The sequence below is a fragment of the Georgenia sp. Z2081 genome (assembly GCF_055326445.1).
On sequence record NZ_JBUZNK010000003.1, the window covers coordinates 128,296 to 147,443 of the forward strand.

The 19,148-nt window shown below is 74.0% G+C and carries 18 protein-coding genes; 16 read left to right on the forward strand and 2 right to left on the reverse strand.

What is annotated here, in order from left to right; all coding sequences use genetic code 11:
• The first annotated feature begins 5 nt into the window (after positions 1 to 5).
• From rpsI to ACZLKG_RS06445, 3 genes are all read left to right on the forward strand, one after another.
• A complete protein-coding gene (gene rpsI, locus ACZLKG_RS06435; RefSeq protein WP_425708307.1) occupies positions 6 to 497 on the forward strand; it encodes a 30S ribosomal protein S9 in 492 nt (163 codons plus the stop codon).
• A gap of 125 nt (positions 498 to 622) precedes the next feature.
• The gene (gene glmM, locus ACZLKG_RS06440) at positions 623 to 1,987 is read left to right on the forward strand and encodes a phosphoglucosamine mutase (RefSeq protein ID WP_463648270.1); all 1,365 of its coding nucleotides are present in this window, start codon (positions 623 to 625) and stop codon (positions 1,985 to 1,987) included.
• A 5-nt stretch (positions 1,988 to 1,992) separates the two neighbouring features.
• Positions 1,993 to 2,787 carry a DedA family protein gene (locus tag ACZLKG_RS06445; RefSeq protein ID WP_463648271.1) on the forward strand — a complete coding sequence of 265 codons (795 nt, stop codon included), beginning with the start codon at positions 1,993 to 1,995 and terminating at the stop codon, positions 2,785 to 2,787.
• A 10-nt stretch (positions 2,788 to 2,797) separates the two neighbouring features.
• Here the strand turns inward: ACZLKG_RS06445 and coaA are convergent, their stop codons facing one another.
• Positions 2,798 to 3,775: a type I pantothenate kinase gene (coaA, locus tag ACZLKG_RS06450; RefSeq protein ID WP_425708382.1), complete on the reverse strand. Its 978-nt coding sequence runs from the start codon at positions 3,773 to 3,775 to the stop codon at positions 2,798 to 2,800.
• A 56-nt stretch (positions 3,776 to 3,831) separates the two neighbouring features.
• Here coaA and glmS point away from each other — a divergent pair, with 56 nt between their 5' ends.
• The 11 genes from glmS (at position 3,832) to ACZLKG_RS06505 (ending at position 15,166) form a co-directional block, all read left to right on the forward strand.
• Positions 3,832 to 5,685 (forward strand): glutamine--fructose-6-phosphate transaminase (isomerizing), encoded by a 1,854-nt coding sequence (gene glmS / locus ACZLKG_RS06455; RefSeq protein ID WP_425708304.1) that lies wholly within the window; start codon positions 3,832 to 3,834, stop codon positions 5,683 to 5,685.
• Positions 5,686 to 5,711: 26 nt separating this feature from the next.
• The gene (locus ACZLKG_RS06460; protein WP_425708303.1) at positions 5,712 to 6,053 is read left to right on the forward strand and encodes a holo-ACP synthase; all 342 of its coding nucleotides are present in this window, start codon (positions 5,712 to 5,714) and stop codon (positions 6,051 to 6,053) included.
• Positions 6,053 to 7,675: an NAD(P)H-hydrate epimerase gene (locus ACZLKG_RS06465; protein ID WP_425708302.1), complete on the forward strand. Its 1,623-nt coding sequence runs from the start codon at positions 6,053 to 6,055 to the stop codon at positions 7,673 to 7,675. Before ACZLKG_RS06460 ends, ACZLKG_RS06465 begins: the two co-directional genes overlap by 1 nt.
• A gap of 23 nt (positions 7,676 to 7,698) precedes the next feature.
• Positions 7,699 to 8,991: an alanine racemase gene (gene alr, locus ACZLKG_RS06470; protein ID WP_463648272.1), complete on the forward strand. Its 1,293-nt coding sequence runs from the start codon at positions 7,699 to 7,701 to the stop codon at positions 8,989 to 8,991.
• Entirely contained in the window at positions 8,988 to 9,575 is a 588-nt protein-coding gene (tsaE, locus tag ACZLKG_RS06475; protein WP_425708300.1) for a tRNA (adenosine(37)-N6)-threonylcarbamoyltransferase complex ATPase subunit type 1 TsaE, read from the forward strand. The genes alr and tsaE overlap by 4 nt, the downstream gene beginning before the upstream one ends.
• A complete protein-coding gene (locus tag ACZLKG_RS06480) occupies positions 9,572 to 10,423 on the forward strand; it encodes a hypothetical protein (protein WP_425708299.1) in 852 nt (283 codons plus the stop codon). Before tsaE ends, ACZLKG_RS06480 begins: the two co-directional genes overlap by 4 nt.
• A gap of 21 nt (positions 10,424 to 10,444) precedes the next feature.
• Entirely contained in the window at positions 10,445 to 11,152 is a 708-nt protein-coding gene (gene tsaB / locus ACZLKG_RS06485; protein WP_425708298.1) for a tRNA (adenosine(37)-N6)-threonylcarbamoyltransferase complex dimerization subunit type 1 TsaB, read from the forward strand.
• Positions 11,149 to 11,604, forward strand: a complete 456-nt coding sequence (gene rimI, locus ACZLKG_RS06490) for a ribosomal protein S18-alanine N-acetyltransferase (RefSeq protein WP_425708297.1) — start codon at positions 11,149 to 11,151, stop codon at positions 11,602 to 11,604. Before tsaB ends, rimI begins: the two co-directional genes overlap by 4 nt.
• 141 nt (positions 11,605 to 11,745) lie before the next feature.
• A complete protein-coding gene (locus tag ACZLKG_RS06495; RefSeq protein WP_425708296.1) occupies positions 11,746 to 12,447 on the forward strand; it encodes a succinate dehydrogenase cytochrome b subunit in 702 nt (233 codons plus the stop codon).
• A gap of 11 nt (positions 12,448 to 12,458) precedes the next feature.
• The gene (locus ACZLKG_RS06500; RefSeq protein WP_425708295.1) at positions 12,459 to 14,423 is read left to right on the forward strand and encodes a fumarate reductase/succinate dehydrogenase flavoprotein subunit; all 1,965 of its coding nucleotides are present in this window, start codon (positions 12,459 to 12,461) and stop codon (positions 14,421 to 14,423) included.
• Positions 14,420 to 15,166: a succinate dehydrogenase/fumarate reductase iron-sulfur subunit gene (locus ACZLKG_RS06505; RefSeq protein WP_425708294.1), complete on the forward strand. Its 747-nt coding sequence runs from the start codon at positions 14,420 to 14,422 to the stop codon at positions 15,164 to 15,166. The genes ACZLKG_RS06500 and ACZLKG_RS06505 overlap by 4 nt, the downstream gene beginning before the upstream one ends.
• 15 nt (positions 15,167 to 15,181) lie before the next feature.
• On the opposite strand, the gene ACZLKG_RS06510 is transcribed toward ACZLKG_RS06505, so the two are convergent.
• The gene (locus tag ACZLKG_RS06510) at positions 15,182 to 15,970 is read right to left on the reverse strand and encodes a helix-turn-helix transcriptional regulator (protein ID WP_463648327.1); all 789 of its coding nucleotides are present in this window, start codon (positions 15,968 to 15,970) and stop codon (positions 15,182 to 15,184) included.
• A 97-nt stretch (positions 15,971 to 16,067) separates the two neighbouring features.
• Between ACZLKG_RS06510 and ilvD the strand changes: the two genes are divergently transcribed.
• Together ilvD and tsaD are read left to right on the forward strand one after the other, a co-directional pair.
• Positions 16,068 to 17,930: a dihydroxy-acid dehydratase gene (gene ilvD / locus ACZLKG_RS06515; protein ID WP_463648273.1), complete on the forward strand. Its 1,863-nt coding sequence runs from the start codon at positions 16,068 to 16,070 to the stop codon at positions 17,928 to 17,930.
• 78 nt (positions 17,931 to 18,008) lie between these two features.
• Positions 18,009 to 19,052 (forward strand): tRNA (adenosine(37)-N6)-threonylcarbamoyltransferase complex transferase subunit TsaD, encoded by a 1,044-nt coding sequence (gene tsaD, locus ACZLKG_RS06520; protein WP_463648274.1) that lies wholly within the window; start codon positions 18,009 to 18,011, stop codon positions 19,050 to 19,052.
• Positions 19,053 to 19,148 lie beyond the last annotated feature (96 nt).

Here is a 19,148-nt window from a genome sequence, read left to right on the forward strand (position 1 = left end):
GAACCGTGGCCGAGCCCACCACCGAGTTCGACGTCGACGCAGACGACGCGCCCGCCACCTACACGTCAGAGAGCGAGTCGGCCCCCGAGGGTGCCGGCGCCTCGATCACCGCCCCCGGTCAGGCCCTGGGCCGCCGCAAGGAGGCCGTCGCCCGCGTCCGGCTCGTCCCCGGCACCGGTGAGTGGACGATCAACGGCCGCACGCTCGAGGAGTACTTCCCGAACAAGCTGCACCAGCAGCTCGCGCGCTCGCCGTTCACGCTGCTCGACCTCGACGGCCGGTTCGACGTCGTCGCCCGCATCGCCGGCGGCGGCGTGTCCGGCCAGGCCGGCGCGCTGCGCCTCGGCGTCGCCCGGGCGCTCAACGTCATCGACCGCGACGCGAACCGTGCCGAGCTGAAGAAGGCCGGCTTCCTCACCCGCGACGCCCGCGCCATCGAGCGCAAGAAGGCGGGTCTGAAGAAGGCCCGCAAGGCGCCGCAGTACTCCAAGCGCTGATCGCCTCGTCGACGGCCCCGTCCCGGCAAGGGACGGGGCCGTCGTCACATCCGTGCGGGCGCGCCAGTGCGCAGCGCCCCGGCCTGGCAGGCTGGGTGCGGACCGAGATCGAGGAAGGGAACCGGATGGCACGCCTGTTCGGCACGGACGGGGTTCGCGGGCTCGCGAACCGGGACATCACCGCGAGCCTGGCGCTCGAGCTCGGCGTCGCCGCCGCACGCGAGCTGGTCGCGTCGGGGACCGCGCACGGCACCGGCGGCCGGCCCCGGGCGATCGTGGGCCGGGACACGCGCGTGTCCGGCGAGATGCTGTCGGCCGCGATGTGCGCGGGCCTCGCCTCGGCGGGTGTCGACGTCGACGACGTGGGTGTGCTGCCCACCCCGGGGATCGCCCACCTCACCGCGACCTCCGACGTCGATCTCGGCGTCGTCATCTCCGCCTCGCACAACGCGATGCCCGACAACGGCATCAAGTTCTTCGCCCGCGGCGGCTTCAAGCTCGACGACGCCGTCGAAGACCGCCTCGAGGCCCTCCTGGGCACCGACTTCGTCGCGCCCGTCGGCGACGGCCTGGGCCGGCTCGGCTCCGGCGCCGTCACGGCCGGCTCCACCTACGTCGAGCACCTCGTCGGCGCGATCTCCGGCACGCCCCTGGCCGGCCTGCGCGTCGCCGTGGACTGCGCGAACGGCGCCGCCTCCGACATCGCTCCGGCGGCCCTGCGCGAGGCGGGGGCCGACGTCGTCGTGCTCAACGCCTCCCCGGACGGGTACAACATCAACGACGCCTGCGGGTCGACCCACCCCGAGCAGCTCCAGGCCGTGACGGTGGCCGCGGGCGCCGCGTTCGGCGTCGCGTTCGACGGCGACGCCGACCGGTGCCTCGCCGTCGACGCCACCGGCACGCTCGTGGACGGCGACCAGATCATGGGGATCCTCGCCACCGACCTGCACGAGCGGGGCGAGCTCGCGCACGACACGCTCGTCGTCACCGTGATGTCCAACCTGGGGCTCCTGCAGGCCATGGACCGCGCGGGCATCGCGACGGTGCAGACCGGCGTGGGCGACCGCTACGTGCTCGAGGCCATGCGCGCCGGCGGCTTCGTCCTCGGCGGCGAGCAGTCCGGTCACGTCATCGCCGCGTCGCACGCCTCGACCGGCGACGGAGTGCTCACCGCGCTGCTCCTGGCCGCGCGCGTCGTCCAGACGGGCCGCACGCTCGCCGACCTCGCCGCCGTCGTCCCGCGCCTGCCGCAGGTGCTGCTCAACGTCAAGGGCGTCGACCGGGCCGCAGCGGCCACCGACGAGGGCCTGGCCGCGGCCGTCGCCGCCTCCGAGGGGCGCCTCGGCGGCGGGGGCCGCGTCCTCCTGCGCCCGTCCGGCACCGAGCCGGTCGTGCGCGTCATGGTGGAGGCCGGCACCGAGGACGAGGCGCGCCGGGAGGCGGAGGCGCTCGCCGCCGTCGTCGCCGACCGGCTCGCGCTGCCCGCCTGACCGCCATGGGCGAGGTGCTCGAGCTCGTCGACGCCGTCCAGACGTGGATGGTCGACCTCGCGTCCTCGCCGTGGGTGCTGCTCATCGTCCTGGTGGGCTGCATCGTCGACGGCTTCTTCCCGGCGGCACCCAGCGAGAGCGTCGTCATCTCGGCCGCGGCACTCACGGCCGCGGGGGAGGGACCGCACATCTACTTCCTCTGGCCCGTTGCCGCGGCCGGGGCGTTCATCGGCGACAAGATCGCGTACTGGATCGGTAGCAAGATCCCGCTCGCGCGCATCCCGGTGCTCAACGGCACGCAGGGGAGGCGGGCGGTAGCCGGCGCACGGCGCGCGCTGGGACGCCGGGGGGCCTCTCTCATCCTCGCCGCGCGCTTCCTCCCGTTCGGCCGGGTGGCCGTCAACATGACGGCCGGAGCGGTGGACTACCCGCGCACGAGGTTCACCGTGCTGGCCGGCATCGCCGCGGTCGTGTGGGCGACCTACACGGTCGGCCTGGGTTTCGGGGCCGGGGCGGCACTCAAGGACCACCCGCTCCTCGGCGTGGTCGTCGGCGTCGTCGGCGGGGTCCTGCTCGGCCTGGCGCTCGAGCGGCTCCTCGGCTGGGCGCAGGGACGGTTCCTGCCCGACCTGGGGATCCCTGAGGACGAGGGCGACGCCGACGATCTGCCCGCGGGGGCCGGTACCGACGGGGACGCAGCCACCGGCGACGACGCGTCCGCGGGCGACGACGCGTCCGCGGGCGACGACGCGTCCGCGGGCGATGACGCGTCCGCCGACGATCAGGGCCGGGTGGCGTAGCGCCGGCGCGTCAGAGCTTGCGCAGGAGCATGCGGTGCATCCGGTGCTCGCCGTCCTTGGTGATGACGAGCTTGGCGCGGCTGCGGGTGGGCAGGATGTTCTGCTCGAGGTTCGGGGCGTTGATGGTCTCCCAGATGTGGGACGCGGTCGCCGCGCCCTCCTCGTCGTCGAGGTCGGCGTAGCGCCGGAAGTAGGAGTCCGGGACCGAGAACGCGGTCGAGCGCAGCTTGAGGAACCGGTCGATGTACCAGCGCCGCACGTCCGCTGTCCGGGCGTCCACGTAGATCGAGAAGTCGAAGAAGTCGCTCACCGCGAGCATGGAGGAGCGGTCGGCGGCAGGTCGCGCGGGCTGAAGGACGTTGAGCCCCTCGACGATGAGGATGTCGGGGTGGCGGACGACCTTCTGCTCGCCGGGCACGATGTCGTACGTCACGTGGTCGTAGACGGGCGTCGACGCCGACCGCGCGCCCGCCTTGACGGAGGCCATGAAACGCAGGAGCGCGCGCCGGTCGTAGGACTCGGGGAAGCCCTTGCGCCCGAGGAGCCCGCGCCGCTCGAGCTCGGCGTTGGGCAGCAGGAAGCCGTCGGTCGTCACGAGCTCGACCCGGGGCGTCTGGGGCCAGCGCCTGAGCAGCTCGCGCAGCAGCCGCGAGGTGGAGGACTTGCCCACGGCCACCGAGCCCGCCACGCCGATGACGAACGGCGTGCGGGTGTAGCTGCCGCCGAGGAAGTGCTCGGTGCCGGCATGCAGGTGGTCGGTCGCCGCAACGTACTGCTGCAGCAGCGCGGACAACGGCCGGTAGACGACGTCGACCTCGGAGAGGTCCAGCGGGTCGCCCAGGCCGCGCAGGTTGACGACGTCGGCGTCGGTCAGCGGCAGCGGCGTGGTCTCGGCCAGGCGCGACCAGGACTCCCGGTCGAGCTCGGTGTAGGGGGTGAGGTGGCGCTCGTGAGCGGCGCCGTTCCGGGATCCGTGGTCGGTTCTCAGGTGATCCTCTGACACCCGGACATCCTGCCACCGGCTCGGCGGTTATCCTCGCTCCCATGTGTGGAATCGTCGGCTACGTCGGCCCGAACGTCCCGTCCGCCCGTCCGCTCGAGATCGCGATGGACGGTCTCGCGAGGCTCGAGTACCGCGGCTACGACTCCGCGGGGATCGCCCTGCACACGGGGTCCGAGATCGTGGTGCGCAAGCGCGCGGGGAAGCTGCAGAACCTCAGGGACGCGATCGAGCAGGATCCGGTGCCGGACGCGGTGGCCTCGCTGGGGCACACGCGGTGGGCGACGCACGGCGGGCCGACGGACGGCAACGCGCACCCGCACGTCGGGGGCGCCGGCGCGGTCGCCGTCATCCACAACGGCATCATCGAGAACTTCGCCCCGCTGCGTCGCGAGCTCCTCGAGGCCGGCGTGACGATGAGCTCCGAGACCGACACGGAGGTCGTCGCCCACCTGCTCGCCGACGCCTACGAGGGCGACCTCACGGCCGCGCTGCTCGCCGTCGTCGGTCGCCTCGAGGGCGCGTTCACGATCCTCGCCCAGCACCGCGACCAGCCCGGCACGATCGTGGGCGCGCGCCGGTCCTCCCCGTTGGTCGTCGGCCTCGGGGAGGGCGAGAACTTCCTCGGCTCGGACGTGTCCGCGTTCATCTCCGGCACCAAGGAGGCGCTCGAGCTCGGCGAGGACCAGGTCGTGACGATCACGCCCGACTCGGTCGACGTCGTCGGTTTCGACGGCACCCCGGCGCAGGGCCGCCGCTACACGGTGGACTGGGACGCCGCGGCCGCCGTCAAGGGCGGGTTCCCGACCTTCATGGACAAGGAGATCCACGACCAGCCGGCCGCCGTGCGGGACACGCTGCTCGGCCGCCGCGACGAGGAGGGCCGCCTGGTCCTCAACGAGATGCGGATCGAGGAGTCGGTCCTGCGCACCGTCGACAAGGTCATCATCATCGCCTGCGGCACGGCCGCCTACTCGGGCCACGTCGCCAAGTACGCGATCGAGCACTGGTGCCGCATCCCGTGCGAGGTCGAGCTCGCCAGCGAGTTCCGCTACCGCGACCCGGTGGTCACCGAGCGCACCCTCGTCGTCGCGATCTCCCAGTCCGGGGAGACCATGGACACCCTCATGGCCGTGCGCCACGCGCGCGAGCAGGGCTCGAAGGTCCTGGCGATCGTCAACACGTTCGGGTCCACGATCGCCCGCGAGGCGGACGCGGTGCTCTACACGCACGCCGGCCCCGAGATCGCGGTGGCGTCGACGAAGGCGTTCCTCGCCCAGATCACGGCCTGCTACCTGCTCGGCCTCTACCTCTCCCAGCTGCGGGGCAACAAGTACCCCGAGGAGGTCGCGGGCTACCTCGAGGAGCTCGCCGCGATGCCGGACAAGATCGCGGACGTGCTCGAGAAGGAGGAGGGCCGGGTCCGCGAGCTCGCCCGCTCGATGGCGGACACCCGGTCGGTGCTCTTCCTCGGCCGCCACGTCGGGTTCCCGGTCGCGCTCGAGGGGGCGCTCAAGCTCAAGGAGCTCGCCTACATCCACGCCGAGGGCTTCGCGGCCGGCGAGCTCAAGCACGGGCCGATCGCGCTCGTCGAGCCCGGCCAGCCCGTGTTCGTCGTCGTGCCCACCCCCCGGCGTCCGGTCCTGCACCAGAAGGTCCTGTCCAACATCCAGGAGGTGCGCGCCCGCGGCGCGCTGACGATCGTCGTCGCCGAGGAGGGGGACACCGCGGTCGAGGAGGTCGCGGAGCACGTCATCCGGGTGCCCCGGACGCCGACCCTCATGATGCCGCTGGTGACCACCGTGCCGCTGCAGATCTTCGCGTCCGAGGTGGCCGCGGCGAAGGGCCTCGACGTCGACCAGCCGCGCAACCTCGCCAAGTCCGTCACGGTCGAGTAGCGGGGCGCGCGGTGGCGGTGCGCTCCGTGGGGATCGACGTGTGCTCCGTGGACCGGTTCACGGCGGCGCTCGAGCGCTCCCCGCGGTTGCTGACGCGGCTTTTCACGCCCGACGAGCGCGACATGCCGCCCGCCTCGCTGGCCGCGCGGTTCGCGGCGAAGGAGGCCATCGCCAAGGCGCTCGGTGCGCCGAGGGGCATGCGGTGGCACGACTGCACCGTACGGCGGGTCACGGGCGGGGCGCCGCTCGTGGAGATCCGGGGCACCGTGGCGGCGCGCGCCGCCGAGCTCGGGATCGTCACCTGGCACCTGTCGATCTCGCACGACGCCGGTATCGCCGCAGCGGTGGCGATCGGGGAAGGGAACTGATGCGCGTCGCACTGACCGCCGCGGCCGTCCGCGCGCTCGAGGAGCCGCACCTTGCGGCCGGCGTGCCGCTGATGGAGCGGGCCGCCGGGGCCGTCGCCGCCGCCGTGGAGGCCGAGCTGCGCACCACCCGGAAGGACCTCACCGGATCGCGGGTCCTGGTCCTCGTGGGCTCGGGCGCCAACGGCGGCGACGCCCTGCTCGCCGCCGCCCGGCTGGCCGCCAAGGGGGTCGCGGTCGTCGCCCTCGCCGTGTCCGCCTCCGCGCACCCGCCGGGCCTCTACGCGGCGCGCACCGCGGGCGTCGACGTCCAGGCCGCTCCCGGCGCGGACCTGCCGGACGCCCGCGTGGCCGGCGACCTCGCCGGCCTCGCAGGCTGGGCCGAGCTCGTCGTCGACGGGATGGTCGGCACCGGGGCGACGGGCGGGCTGCGCGGGCCGGCGCTCGCCGTCGCCGAGGCCGTGCTGGCGGCCCCCAGGCGACCGGTCGTCGCGATCGACGTGCCGTCCGGGGTCGGCGTCGACGACGCGACGCTGCCCGGACCCGTGCTGCACGCCGACGTCACCGTGACGATGATCGCCGCCAAGCCCGCGCTGCTGCTCCCACCCGCCGCCGGCCGGGCCGGCCGCGTCGAGGTCGCCGACATCGGCGTGCCCCCGACCGGCGTCCCGCACGTCCTGGCCCCGGAGTGGAGGGACGTCGCGCGTTGCGTGCGCCCGCCCGCCTGGGACGACGACAAGTACTCCCGCGGCGTGCTCGGCGTCGTCGCAGGCTCCGAGGCCTTCCCCGGCGCCGCCGTGCTCACGGTCGCGGGAGCGCTGCGCACCGGCGTGGGCATGATCCGGCTCCTCGCCGGCCGCCGCGCGACCGACCTCGTGCTCGCCGCGCACCCGGAGGTCGTGGGCGTCGACGGGCGCGTCCAGGCACTCGTCGTGGGGCCGGGCACCGACTCCGGGACGGACCGCGACGCCCTCGCGCCGGCGCTCGAGCGGGCGCTGGGTGACGGAACGCCTGCCGTGGTCGACGCCGGGGCGCTGCCCCTCGTGCCCGAGATCGTCGCGCAGCCGGGCGGGGAGGAGCCGCCGGCCGTGCCGCTGGTCCTCACGCCGCACGCCGGCGAGGCCGCGCGCCTGCTGGGCACCCTGCGCGGCGGGGACGTGCCTCGCGCGGAGGTCGAGGAGGCGCCGGCCGCCGCTGCGACCGAGATCGCCGCGGCGACCGGTGCGGTCGTGCTGCTCAAGGGCGCCCGGACCGTCGTCGCCGGAGGCGGCCCGCTGCGGGTCGCCTCGGCCGGCGTGCCCTGGCTCGCCACCGCAGGCTCGGGCGACGTCCTCGCCGGCGTCCTCGGCGCCCTCCTCGCCACGGCCGCCGCCCGTGCGGAGAGCGACGGCAGGACGCTCGCCCCCGCCGAGCTCGCCGACGTCGCCGTCGCGGCCGCCCACCTCCACGGCACCGCCGGCCTGCGGGCCGCCGGTCCCGCGCCGGGCCGGCCGATCGTCGCCGGGGACGTCGCGGCGGCCCTCCCGGGCGTCGTCGCCGACCTCGTGGCCGGCCGGGACCCGGCGGCGGACAACGAGATCGACGCCGGCGGGCGCGGGCTGCTCAGCCGGTTCGGCCTGCGGTGAACGCCGCCTGGCACACTGTCGCGGTGACGAACGAGCAGGTGCCGTCCGCCGCGGGGCCGGGAGCGGACGCGCCCGGCCCGGACGAGCGCGGCACGGAAGCGCGCGGCAGCGACGCGGCGGGGGCGGCGACGGCCGGCTGGCCCGCGACCGCGCGGGTCGACCACGAGGCCCTCGCGCACAACCTCCGCGTGCTCCGGGACCGGGCCCGCGGCGCCGACGCGCTCACCGTCGTCAAGGCCGACGCCTACGGTCACGGCCTCCTGCCGGTCGCCCGCACGATGCTCCGCTCCGGGGCGACGCTGCTCGGCGTCGCCCAGCTCGCCGAGGCGCTCACCCTGCGCGCCGGCCTGGGCGGCCGCGGACGCATCCTCGCCTGGCTCTACGCCCCCGGGGCCCCGCTGGCCGACGCGCTCGACGCCGACATCGAGATCGGGATCAGCGCCCCCTGGATGCTCGACGAGCTCCTCGCCGCCGTGCGGGCCACCGGCCGGGTCGCGACGGTCCATCTCAAGCTCGACACCGGCATGGCCCGGAACGGCTACGCGCCCGCCCAGGTCGACGACCTCCCCGCCCGGCTCGGCCCGGCGGTCGCCGAGGGGGCGCTCCGCGTCGGCTCGACCTTCTCCCACCTCGCTAGCGCTGACGAGCCGGCGAGCGGCACGACCGAGCGGCAGACCGCCCTGTTCCTCGAGCTCGTCGGCCGCCTGAGGTCCGCCGGCGTCGACCCGGGCCCGCTGCACCTGGCCGCCTCGTCCGGCGTGCTGCTGCACCCGGCGACGCACCTGGACATGATCCGTCCGGGCATCGCGCTGTACGGCGTCTCGCCGGCCGAGGACGTCATCCCGGCCGCGGACCACGACCTGCGTCCGGCGATGACCGTGAGCGGGCGCCTGGTCCTCACGCGCGAGTCGCCGGAGGGGACGCCCGTCGGTTACGGGCACACCGCCCGGACGGAGCGGGACACGGTGCTCGGCCTCGTGCCGCTCGGCTACGCGGACGGCGTGCCGCGGGCCGCGTCGAACCAGGTGGCCCTGAGCGTCGCCGGACGTCGGGTGAACCAGGTCGGCCGGGTGAGCATGGACCAGGTCGTCGTGGACCTCGGACCGGGCGCGACGGACCGGCCGGGGGACGAGGTCGTCCTCTTCGGCGACCCGGCCCGTGGGGAGCCCTCCGCCTGGGAGTGGGCGCTCGCCTCGGGGACGATCGCCTACGAGACGCTCACCTCCGTCGGTGTCCGCGTCCCCCGCGTCCACGTGGGCGCCACCCGGGGCGTCGACGACGCCGCCGGGACCCACGGTGAGGTGAGCCCGCGATGACGCCACGGACCTGGAGCGCCGACGCGCCGACGACGGACGACACCAGGGCACTCGCCGGCCGCCTCGCCGCGCACCTGCGTGCGGGGGACCTCCTCGTGCTCAGCGGGCCGCTCGGCGCGGGCAAGACCACGTTCGTCCAGGGTCTCGGCGCCGCCCTCGGCGTCCGCGGCACCATCGCCTCCCCGACCTTCGTCATCGCGCGCGAGCACCCGCCGCTCGGCGACGGTCCCGGCCTCGTCCACGTCGACGCCTACCGGCTCGGCGGAGCCGGCGAGCTCGACGCGCTCGACCTCGACAGCTCCCTGGAGGAGTCGGTCACCGTCGTCGAGTGGGGCGGGGGCACGGCCGAGCCGCTCGCGGACAGCCGGCTGGACGTCGTGCTCACCCGGCCGGTCGGCGACACGCGCACGGCGGGCGGCATGAACTCGTCGGGCGGCACGAACACGGCGGGAGGCGCCGCCGCCGAGCAACCGGGCGACGCGGACGAGCTCGCCGACACCGACGAGCCGCGGCTCGTGGAGATCACTGCGCACGGCCCGCGCTGGGCCGGCGTCGATCTCTCCGACGTGACGGGCCCGCGGTGAGCAGGGCGCCGGTCGCCCTGCTCGTCCTGCTCCTGCTGGGGCTCCTCGCAGGACCGGCCGGTGCGGAGTCGGCGACCGAGTCGCCCACGGAGTCCGCCTCCGACGCCCCGGGCGAGCCGGACCCTGCGCTCGACGGTCTGCTCACGCTCCCGATGACCGTCGAGCGCTGGTTCACGGTCGAGGCCGAGGCGGTCGCGCGCTCAGGTGCGCCCACCGTGCTCGCCGACGTGGTGGGGGACCGGGGGGAGGAGGTCACCGTCGGGACGCCGCGACCGGTCCTCACGTGGACCCGCGAGCTGCTGGCGCAGGACGCCACCGGCCCCGTCGTCACCTCGACCCCCCGCGCCGTCGCGCCCGTGCTCCTCGACGAGCTGCCGGTCGGCGTCGTCGTCCTCGAGACAGGTACCGGCACCTACGGCGGCGAGGTCCGCGACGTGCCGGGGCTCGCGCCGGCCCTCGCTGCGCTCGACCCCGAGGTGGGCGTCGTCGAGGACACGCGGACCGGGGCCTGGTACGCGTACGCGCACGGGCGGGTCGCGCCCCTGGACGACAGGGCGGGCGCCATGCTCGCCGGCTCCGCCGACATCGCCGCGTACCTTCCCTTCCTCCTCGACCCGGAGCCGGTCGGCACGACGCCGGAGGACCGGGGGGACCCGGTGCGCTGGGTGGTCGTCGTCGGCGCGGTCGTGGTGGGCGGCGTGCTCGTCGCGGCCGGGCTCGCCGTGTGGCTGCGCGGCTCGGAGGACGACGACGAGGCGGTACCCCGGCCGGCCAAGGATCGGCTGCGCGCCCGCGTGCGCGCCGAGCTCCGCGAGGGCCGCCCGGGCAGGTGGAGCCACCGGGGCTGACGCGCGCCTACCCTGGGGCGCGTGCGCGTCCTCGTCATCGACACCTCCTCCCGCCCTGTCGCCGCGTGTATCGACGCGGTCGGCGGCGATGCCGCCTCGGCCCACCTGCTCGGGCACGTCCGCGGGGTGCACGACCGGCGGCACGCGGAGGAGCTGGCGCCCGCCGTCGCCGAGCTCGTGGGCGAGCACGGCACGCCGGACCTCGTCGTCGTCGGCACCGGGCCCGGACCGTTCACGGGTCTGCGCGTCGGCCTCGTCACGGCCCGCGCACTCGCCCGCGGATGGGGCGCCGCCCTGGCGGGGGTGCCCTCGCTCGACGCGGTGGCGCGCGACGCGCTCGACGACGCGCCGGGGGCCACGGTCGTCGTCGCCACTGACGCCCGGCGCCGCGAGGTCCACCACGGCCGGTACCGTGCGCGCGGCGCGCACGAGGTGGAGGTGCTGGCCGCCCCCGCCGTCGCCGCCCCCGCGGACGTCCGCCGCGAGCTGGAGCCGAACGACGTCGTCGTCGGGGAGATGGCGCCCGCCGTCACGGCGACGGACGACGGGACCGGGGACCACGGGGCCCGCGAGGTGGAGGCCGGGTCCTCCGGCGCCGGGTCCGCAGCCTTCCCCCTCGCCCTGGCGCGGCTCGCCCTCGCGCGGCTGGCCGCGGGCGAGGAGCTGCCGGCCGAGCCGCTGTACCTGCGTCGCCCGGACGCCGCGGTCCCCGCGCAGGTGCGGCCGTGACGTACCGCCTGCGGCCGCTGACCCGGGCGGACATCGACCGGGTCGCCGAGCTCGAGCCCGTCCTGTTCGGCCCGGACGACTGGTCGGCGGGCATCTACCGCACGGAGCTCGCGCAGCAGGGCCGGACGTACCTCGCGGCCGTCGACGACGAGGACCGGCTCGTCGCCTGGGCCGGCACCGCGGCGGGGGAGGAGACCCAGGTGATGACGGTCGGCGTCGACCCGGCGCACCGGCGTCGGGGGCTCGCGACCCGGCTGCTGGGCGAGCTGGTCGACCGGGCCCGACGCGCCGGCTCGCGCAGCGTCGTCCTCGAGGTGCGGGCCGACGACGACGGCGCCCGGGCACTCTACGAGCGGGCGGGCTTCGAGGCCGTCGGGATCAGACCCCGTTACTACCAGCGGTCCGGCCGCGACGCGGTGGTCATGCGGCTCGGTCTGGAGCCCGGGAAATAGCGCGAGAATTCCGTACGAAACTCCTCACGAAAATGTCTCTTGACCATTTCCGGACCCACCGGAAAGACGAGTTCGGGACCATTCGTCTCGCGTGCGGGGAAAGGCCCGACCCATCGAACCCCCGGGGTTAGGATCGCCCTCGTGACCACCACTGCAGCGCCGTCGAGGGCGCGGACAGCACGGAGGACCACGGTCGCCCTCAAGGTCGCGATGGCCGTCACGGGTGTCATCTTCGTGCTCTTCGTCCTGTCCCACATGTACGGCAACCTCAAGATGTTCCAGGGCGCCGAGGCGTTCGACGGGTATGCGCACTGGCTGCGTGAGGCGTTCTACCCGATCCTCCCGCACCAGGGGCTGCTGTGGCTCATGCGGGTCGCCCTGCTCGCGTCGCTGGTGGTCCATGCCGGGGCGGCGTTCGCGCTCTGGAAGAGGGCCCGGGGGGCCCGCACCACGCGCTACGTGAAGAAGCGCTCGCTGCAGCAGACCTACGCGTCGCGCACGATGCGCTGGGGCGGTGTCATCATCCTCGCCTTCGTCGTCTTCCACATCCTGCAGTTCACGACCATGACGATCGAGGTGGGCGGCTCGTTCGACAGCCCGTACCAGCGGATGGTCGAGGCGTTCCAGCCCGCGCACTGGTGGGTGTACGCGATCTACCTCGTCGCGATGGTCCTGCTCGCCCTCCACGTGCGCCACGGCGTGTGGTCGGCGCTGCAGACCTTCGGCCTGTCGACGAAGCGGCGCGAGGCGGCGTTCAACGGCATCGCGATCGTCGTCGCGCTCCTGCTCCTCGTCGGGTTCATGGCGACCCCGACGGCCATCCTTCTCGGCATCGTGAATTGAGGCGCCCCCGCATGACCGCAGTGATCAACGACCTGTACCGCGAGGGTGCGCCCATCGCTGACACCAGCGCCCCCGCCGGCCCCCTGGCCGAGAAGTGGGCGCAGCGCCAGTTCGGCGCCAAGCTCGTCAACCCCGCCAACCGGCGCAAGATCTCGGTCATCGTCGTCGGGACAGGTCTGGCCGGCGGCGCGGCCGCCGCGACCCTGGGCGAGGCCGGCTACCAGGTCAAGGCCTTCTGCTACCAGGACTCGCCGCGCCGCGCGCACTCGATCGCCGCGCAGGGCGGGATCAACGCCGCGAAGAACTACAAGAACGACGGCGACTCCGTCTACCGGCTCTTCTACGACACCGTGAAGGGCGGCGACTTCCGGTCGCGGGAGTCCAACGTCTACCGGCTCGCCGAGGTCTCGCGTCAGATCATCGACCAGTGCGTCGCGCAGGGCGTCCCGTTCGCCCGCGAGTACGGCGGCCTGCTCGACAACCGCTCGTTCGGCGGCGTCCAGGTCTCGCGGACGTTCTACGCGCGTGGCCAGACCGGGCAGCAGCTCCTCATCGGCGCCTACCAGGCGCTCGAGCGGCAGATCGGCGCCGGGTCCGTCGAAATGAACAGCCGGCACGAGATGCTCGAGCTCGTCGTCGTCGAGGGCCGTGCCCGCGGCATCATCGTGCGGGACATGATCACCGGCGAGATCGAGACCCATCTCGCCGACGCGGTGGTGCTCGCCTCCGGCGGCTACGGCAACGTGTTCTTCCTGTCGACCAACGCGATGGGCTGCAACGTCACGGCCACCTGGCGCGCGCACAAGAAGGGCGCCTACTTCGGCAACCCCTGCTACACGCAGATCCACCCCACGTGCATCCCGCAGACCGGCGACTACCAGTCCAAGCTCACGCTGATGAGCGAGTCGCTGCGCAACGACGGCCGCATCTGGGTGCCGAAGAACGCGCAGGACTGCACGAAGGACCCGCGCGAGATCCCCGAGGAGGACCGGGACTACTACCTCGAGCGGCTCTATCCCTCGTTCGGCAACCTCGTGCCTCGCGACATCGCGTCGCGCCAGGCGAAGAACATGTGCGACGAGGGACGCGGGGTCGGCCCGGAGGTCGACGGCGTGCGCCGTGGCGTGTACCTGGACTTCGCCGAGGCCATCGGCCGGATGGGCCGCGGCGCGGTGGAGTCCAAGTACGGCAACCTCTTCGACATGTACGAGCGCATCACGGGCGAGAACCCCTACGAGGTCCCGATGCGCATCTACCCGGCCGTCCACTACACGATGGGCGGGCTGTGGGTCGACTACGACCTCCAGTCCTCGATCCCCGGCCTGTTCGTCGCGGGCGAGGCCAACTTCTCCGACCACGGGGCCAACCGCCTCGGTGCGTCGGCGCTCATGCAGGGTCTCGCGGACGGCTACTTCGTCCTGCCGAACACCATCAACGACTACCTCGCGGACCACCACGGCGCGCCGGTGCCCGAGGACCACCCCGACGTCGTCGCGGCCGCGGACCAGGTGCGTGAGCGCGTGGCCCACTTCCTGTCCAACGACGGTTCGCGCTCGGTGGACTCCTTCCACAAGGAGCTCGGCACCATCATGTGGGAGTACTGCGGGATGGAGCGCACCGAGGAGGGCCTGCGGACGGCGATCGACAAGATCCGGGCGCTGCGCGAGGAGTTCTGGCGCGACGTCAAGGTCACGGGGAGGAACGAGGAGCTGAACCAGTCGCTGGAGAAGGCCGGCCGCGTGGCCGACTTCTTCGAGCTGGGCGAGCTCATGTGCATCGACGCCCTGCACCGCAGGGAGTCGTGCGGCGGGCACTTCCGTGCCGAGTCGCAGACCGAGGAGGGGGAGGCCCTGCGCCACGACGACGAGTTCGCGTACGTCGCGGCCTGGGAGCACGGCGCGGACGGCGTCCCGGTGCTCCACAAGGAGGACCTCACCTATGAGTACGTCGAGATGAAGCAGCGGAGCTACAAGTGAAGATCACCATCAACGCCTGGCGTCAGTCCGGACCGGAGGACAAGGGGGCCATGCGCTCCTACCGGCTCGACGACGTCTCCGAGCACATGTCGTTCCTCGAGATGCTCGACGTGCTCAACGAGCAGCTCTTCGCGGCGGGCGAGGACCCCATCGCGTTCGACCACGACTGCCGCGAGGGCATCTGCGGCGCCTGCGGCATCGTCATCGACGGCGAGGCGCACGGCCCCGAGGTCACCACCACCTGCCAGCTGCACATGCGGTCCTTCAAGGACGGCGACTCGATCACCATCGAGCCGTGGCGGGCGACCGCGTTCCCGGTGGTCAAGGACCTCGTGGTGGACCGCAGCTCGTTCGACCGCATCATCGCGGCCGGCGGGTACGTCTCGGTCAACACCGGTGCTGCCCCGGACGCGCACGCGACGCCCGTGCCGAAGGACGACGCGGACCGCGCGTTCGAGGCCGCCGCCTGCATCGGGTGCGGCGCCTGCGTGGCCGCCTGCCCGAACGCCTCGGCGATGCTGTTCCTCGGCGCCAAGGTCACCCACCTCGGCATGCTGCCGCAGGGCCAGCCCGAGCGGCAGGCCCGGGTGGTGGACATGCTCGACCAGCACGACGCCGAGGGCTTCGGCGGCTGCACCAACATCGGGGAGTGTGCCGCGGTGTGCCCCAAGGAGATCCCGCTCGACGTCATCTCCCAGCTCAACGCCGACCTCGGCAGGGCCACGATCTCCGGCCGGAGCTGAGCCCCGCGCCACGGCTCAGGACGTGACCGGCACGTACATCACCACGTGCAGGTCGGCGGCGTCCGAGGGCACGAGCCGGTGGTGCTCGAACTCGAGCAGACCGTGCTCGCGGTGCCGGAAGGTGCGCCTGCGCGACTCGAACCGCGAGACGGCCATCTCGGCGGAGTGGGTGCGGAACTCCTCGCTCGCCCCCGTGAGCCGGTCGACGACCGCCCGGTGCCCCGGGCCGGCCAGCCGCACCCCGGCCTCCGCCCGGAACTCGGCGAGGAAGCGACGGCTGTCCCGCTCCCAGTCGGGGAGCATGCGTCGCAGGTCGGGGTCGGTGTAGACGAGCCACAGCAGGTTGCGGTCGGCCGGGTCGACGTGCGCGATGCGCGGATAGAGCCACGCGTAGCCGGCGTTCCAGCCGACGATCGCCCAGTCGGCCGTCACGACGAAGGCCGGGAAGTCCAGCGCGTCGACGAGCCGCCGGAGGTGGGCCGGGACGGCCTCACGGCGAGCCGGCGGGGCGACGGCCTCCTGCTCGGCGAGGCCGAGCACGTAGGCGGTCTCGTCCTCGGTCAGCCGGAGCACGCGGGCGACGGCGAGGAGCACCTGGCGCGAGACGTTGGTGTCTCGGCCCTGCTCGAGCCACGTGTACCAGCTGGCGCTCACGCCGGACAGGGCGGCGACCTCCTCCCGGCTCAGGCCCGTGGCGCCTCGGCGGGCCGGCGTCGGCAGGCCGAGCGCCGCCCGGTCGGAGGTGAGGCGCCGGGCCCGGAGGAAAGCACCGAGCTCCTCACGCCGGGGCGTGCGGGGACGGATCACCCACCGATGGTACTGGGAGTACCGGTACCAGCCGCATCCGGCGACCGGCCCCGGATCGTCGTGACGCGGCGTCGGGACGGGGGACGATGGGCGCATGCCCGCACATCGCTCACGCACCGTCACCCACGGCAGGAACATGGCCGGGGCGCGCGCCCTCATGCGTGCCTCCGGCGTCGACGGCGCGGACATCGGCCGCAAGCCGGTCATCGCCGTCGCGAACTCCTTCACCGAGTTCGTCCCTGGCCACACGCACCTCGCGCCCGTGGGCCGGATCGTCTCCGAGGCGATCCAGGCCGCCGGCGGCATCCCGCGCGAGTTCAACACGATCGCCGTCGACGACGGCATCGCGATGGGGCACGACGGCATGCTCTACTCCCTGCCCTCGCGCGACCTCATCGCCGACTCGGTGGAGTACATGGTCAACGCGCACTGCGCGGACGCTCTCGTGTGCATCTCCAACTGCGACAAGATCACGCCCGGCATGCTGCTCGCCGCGCTGCGGCTCGACGTGCCCACGGTGTTCGTCTCCGGCGGCCCCATGGAGTCGGGGCGGGCGACGCTCGTGGACGGCACCGTCCGCACGCTCGACCTCGTCGACGCGATGTCCGAGGCGGTCAACGAGAACGTGGCCGACGAGGACCTCATGCGCATCGAGGAGGCGGCCTGCCCCACCTGCGGCTCGTGCTCGGGGATGTTCACGGCGAACTCGATGAACTGCCTCACCGAGGCCATCGGGCTCTCCCTGCCCGGCAACGGTTCGGTACTCGCCACGCACACCGCCCGGCGCGCCCTGTACGAGAAGGCCGGCTCGCTGGTCGTCGACATCACGCGCCGGTACTACGAGGAGGACGACGACACGGTCCTCCCGCTCAGCATCGCGACCCCGGCGGCGTTCGAGAACGCGATGGCGCTCGACATCGCGATGGGCGGCTCGACCAACACGATCCTCCACCTGCTCGCCGCGGCCAGCGAGGCCGGCGTGGCCTTCGGCCTGGAGGAGATCGACGAGATCTCGCGGCGGGTGCCGTGCCTGTCGAAGGTCGCGCCCAACGTGGCCGAGGGCCGGACCTACTACATGGAGGACGTCCACCGGGCCGGCGGGATCCCCGCCCTGCTGGGCGAGCTGCGGCGCGGCGGTCTGCTGAACGAGGACGTGCACACCGTGCACGCGCAGACGCTGGGCACCTGGCTCGACGAGTGGGACGTGCGCGGCGGTCGGGCCTCGGAGGAGGCCACCGAGCTGTGGCACGCGGCCCCGGGCGGGCGGCGCTCGTCGACGGCGTTCTCCCAGTCCGAGCGGTGGGCGTCCCTCGACGTCGACGACACCCACGGGTGCATCCGGTCCTTCGCGCACGCCTACTCCAAGGACGGCGGCCTGGGCGTCCTGCGCGGCAACATCGCGGTCGACGGCGCCGTGGTGAAGACCGCGGGCGTGGACGAGTCGATCTGGACGTTCTCGGGGCCCGCGGTCGTGTGCGAGTCGCAGGAGGAGGCCGTGCAGCGGATCCTCGGCAAGGAGGTCAAGGAGGGCGACGTCGTCGTCATCCGCTACGAGGGCCCCAAGGGGGGACCGGGGATGCAGGAGATGCTGTACCCGACCTCCTACCTCAAGGGTCTCGGGCTCGGCAAGGCGTGCGCGCTCATCACGGACGGACGGTTCTCCGGCGGGACCTCGGGCCTGTCGATCGGGCACGTCTCGCCCGAGGCGGCCGCCGGCGGCACGATCGCACTCGTCGAGGAGGGGGACAAGGTCTCGATCGACATCCCCCGGCGCAGCCTGACGCTCGACGTCCCCGACGAGGAGCTCGAGCGCCGCAGGGCGGCCCTGGAGGCGGGCGGCGGGTACCGGCCGAAGGAGCAGCGCCCCCGCAAGGTCACGCCGGCGCTGCGGGCCTACGCGGCGTTCGCCCAGTCCGCCGACAAGGGGGCCGTCCGGCTGGTGCCCGAGACGGTCTGACGGCGCGGCCCGGTGGTCGGTCGGCCGGCTCCCGGGCCGTCGGGTCGCCGGTCGCGCTCCGCGCGTACGATCGCCTGCGTGACCTCCCCGCTCGTCCTCGGCATCGAGACCTCCTGCGACGAGACCGGCATCGCGCTCGTCCGCGGCACCGAGCTCGTGGCCGACGTGACGGCGTCGTCGATGGAGGAGCACGCCCGGTTCGGCGGCATCATCCCGGAGATCGCCTCCCGAGCTCACCTCGAGGCCTTCGGGCCGACGCTCGACGCCGCCCTGGCGCGCGCGGACGTCGACCTCTCGGAGGTGGACGCGATCGCCGTGACCGCCGGTCCCGGGCTCGTCGGCTCGCTGACCGTGGGGGCGGCCGCCGCGAAGGCGCTCGCGCTGTCCGTGGGGCGGCCGATCCTCGGCGTCAACCACGTCATCGGCCACGCGGCCGTCGACGCCCTCGTCCACGGGGCCGTCCCGGCCCGCTCGGTCGCGCTCGTCGTGTCCGGTGGGCACACCACCCTGCTCTCGGTCGGGACGGGCATCACCGACGTCACCCTGCTCGGGGAGACGCTCGACGACGCCGCGGGGGAGGCGTTCGACAAGGTCGGCCGCCTGCTCGGGCTGCCCTACCCCGGCGGGCCGCACGTCGACCGGCTCGCCGCCACCGGTGACCGGGAGGCGATCCGCTACCCGCGCGGGCTCTCGGCGCCGAAGGACCGGGAGCGGCACGCCTACAACTTCTCGTTCTCCGGCCTGAAGACGGCCGTGGCCCGTGACCTCGAGGCCCGTACGTCCCGCGGCGAGGAGATCCCGGCGGCCGACGTCGCCGCGGGCTTCTCCGAGGCGGTCGCCGACGTGCTCGCGACCAAGGCGCTGCGTGCGTGCGCCGACCAGGGGGCCGACGTGCTCGTCGTCGGCGGGGGATTCTCCGCGAACTCCCGCCTGCGCGAGCTGCTCGCCGAGCGCGGTCCCGCCGCCGGCGTGGAGGTGCGCATCCCGCCGCCGAGGTTCTGCACCGACAACGGGGCGATGATCGCGGCCCTGGGGTCCGCCGTGGTCGAGGCGGGACTGCCCTCCTCGAGCCTGGGCTTCGGCGTCGACTCGTCGATGGCGACCACGAGCGTCCTGGTCTGAGAACGGCGCCCACCGGCCGAGGCGCGGCGGCGCCGGTGCCGCCAGCTCGTGCCGCCGGCGCCGTCAGCTCGCGGCGCCGGTGCCGCCAGCCCGTGC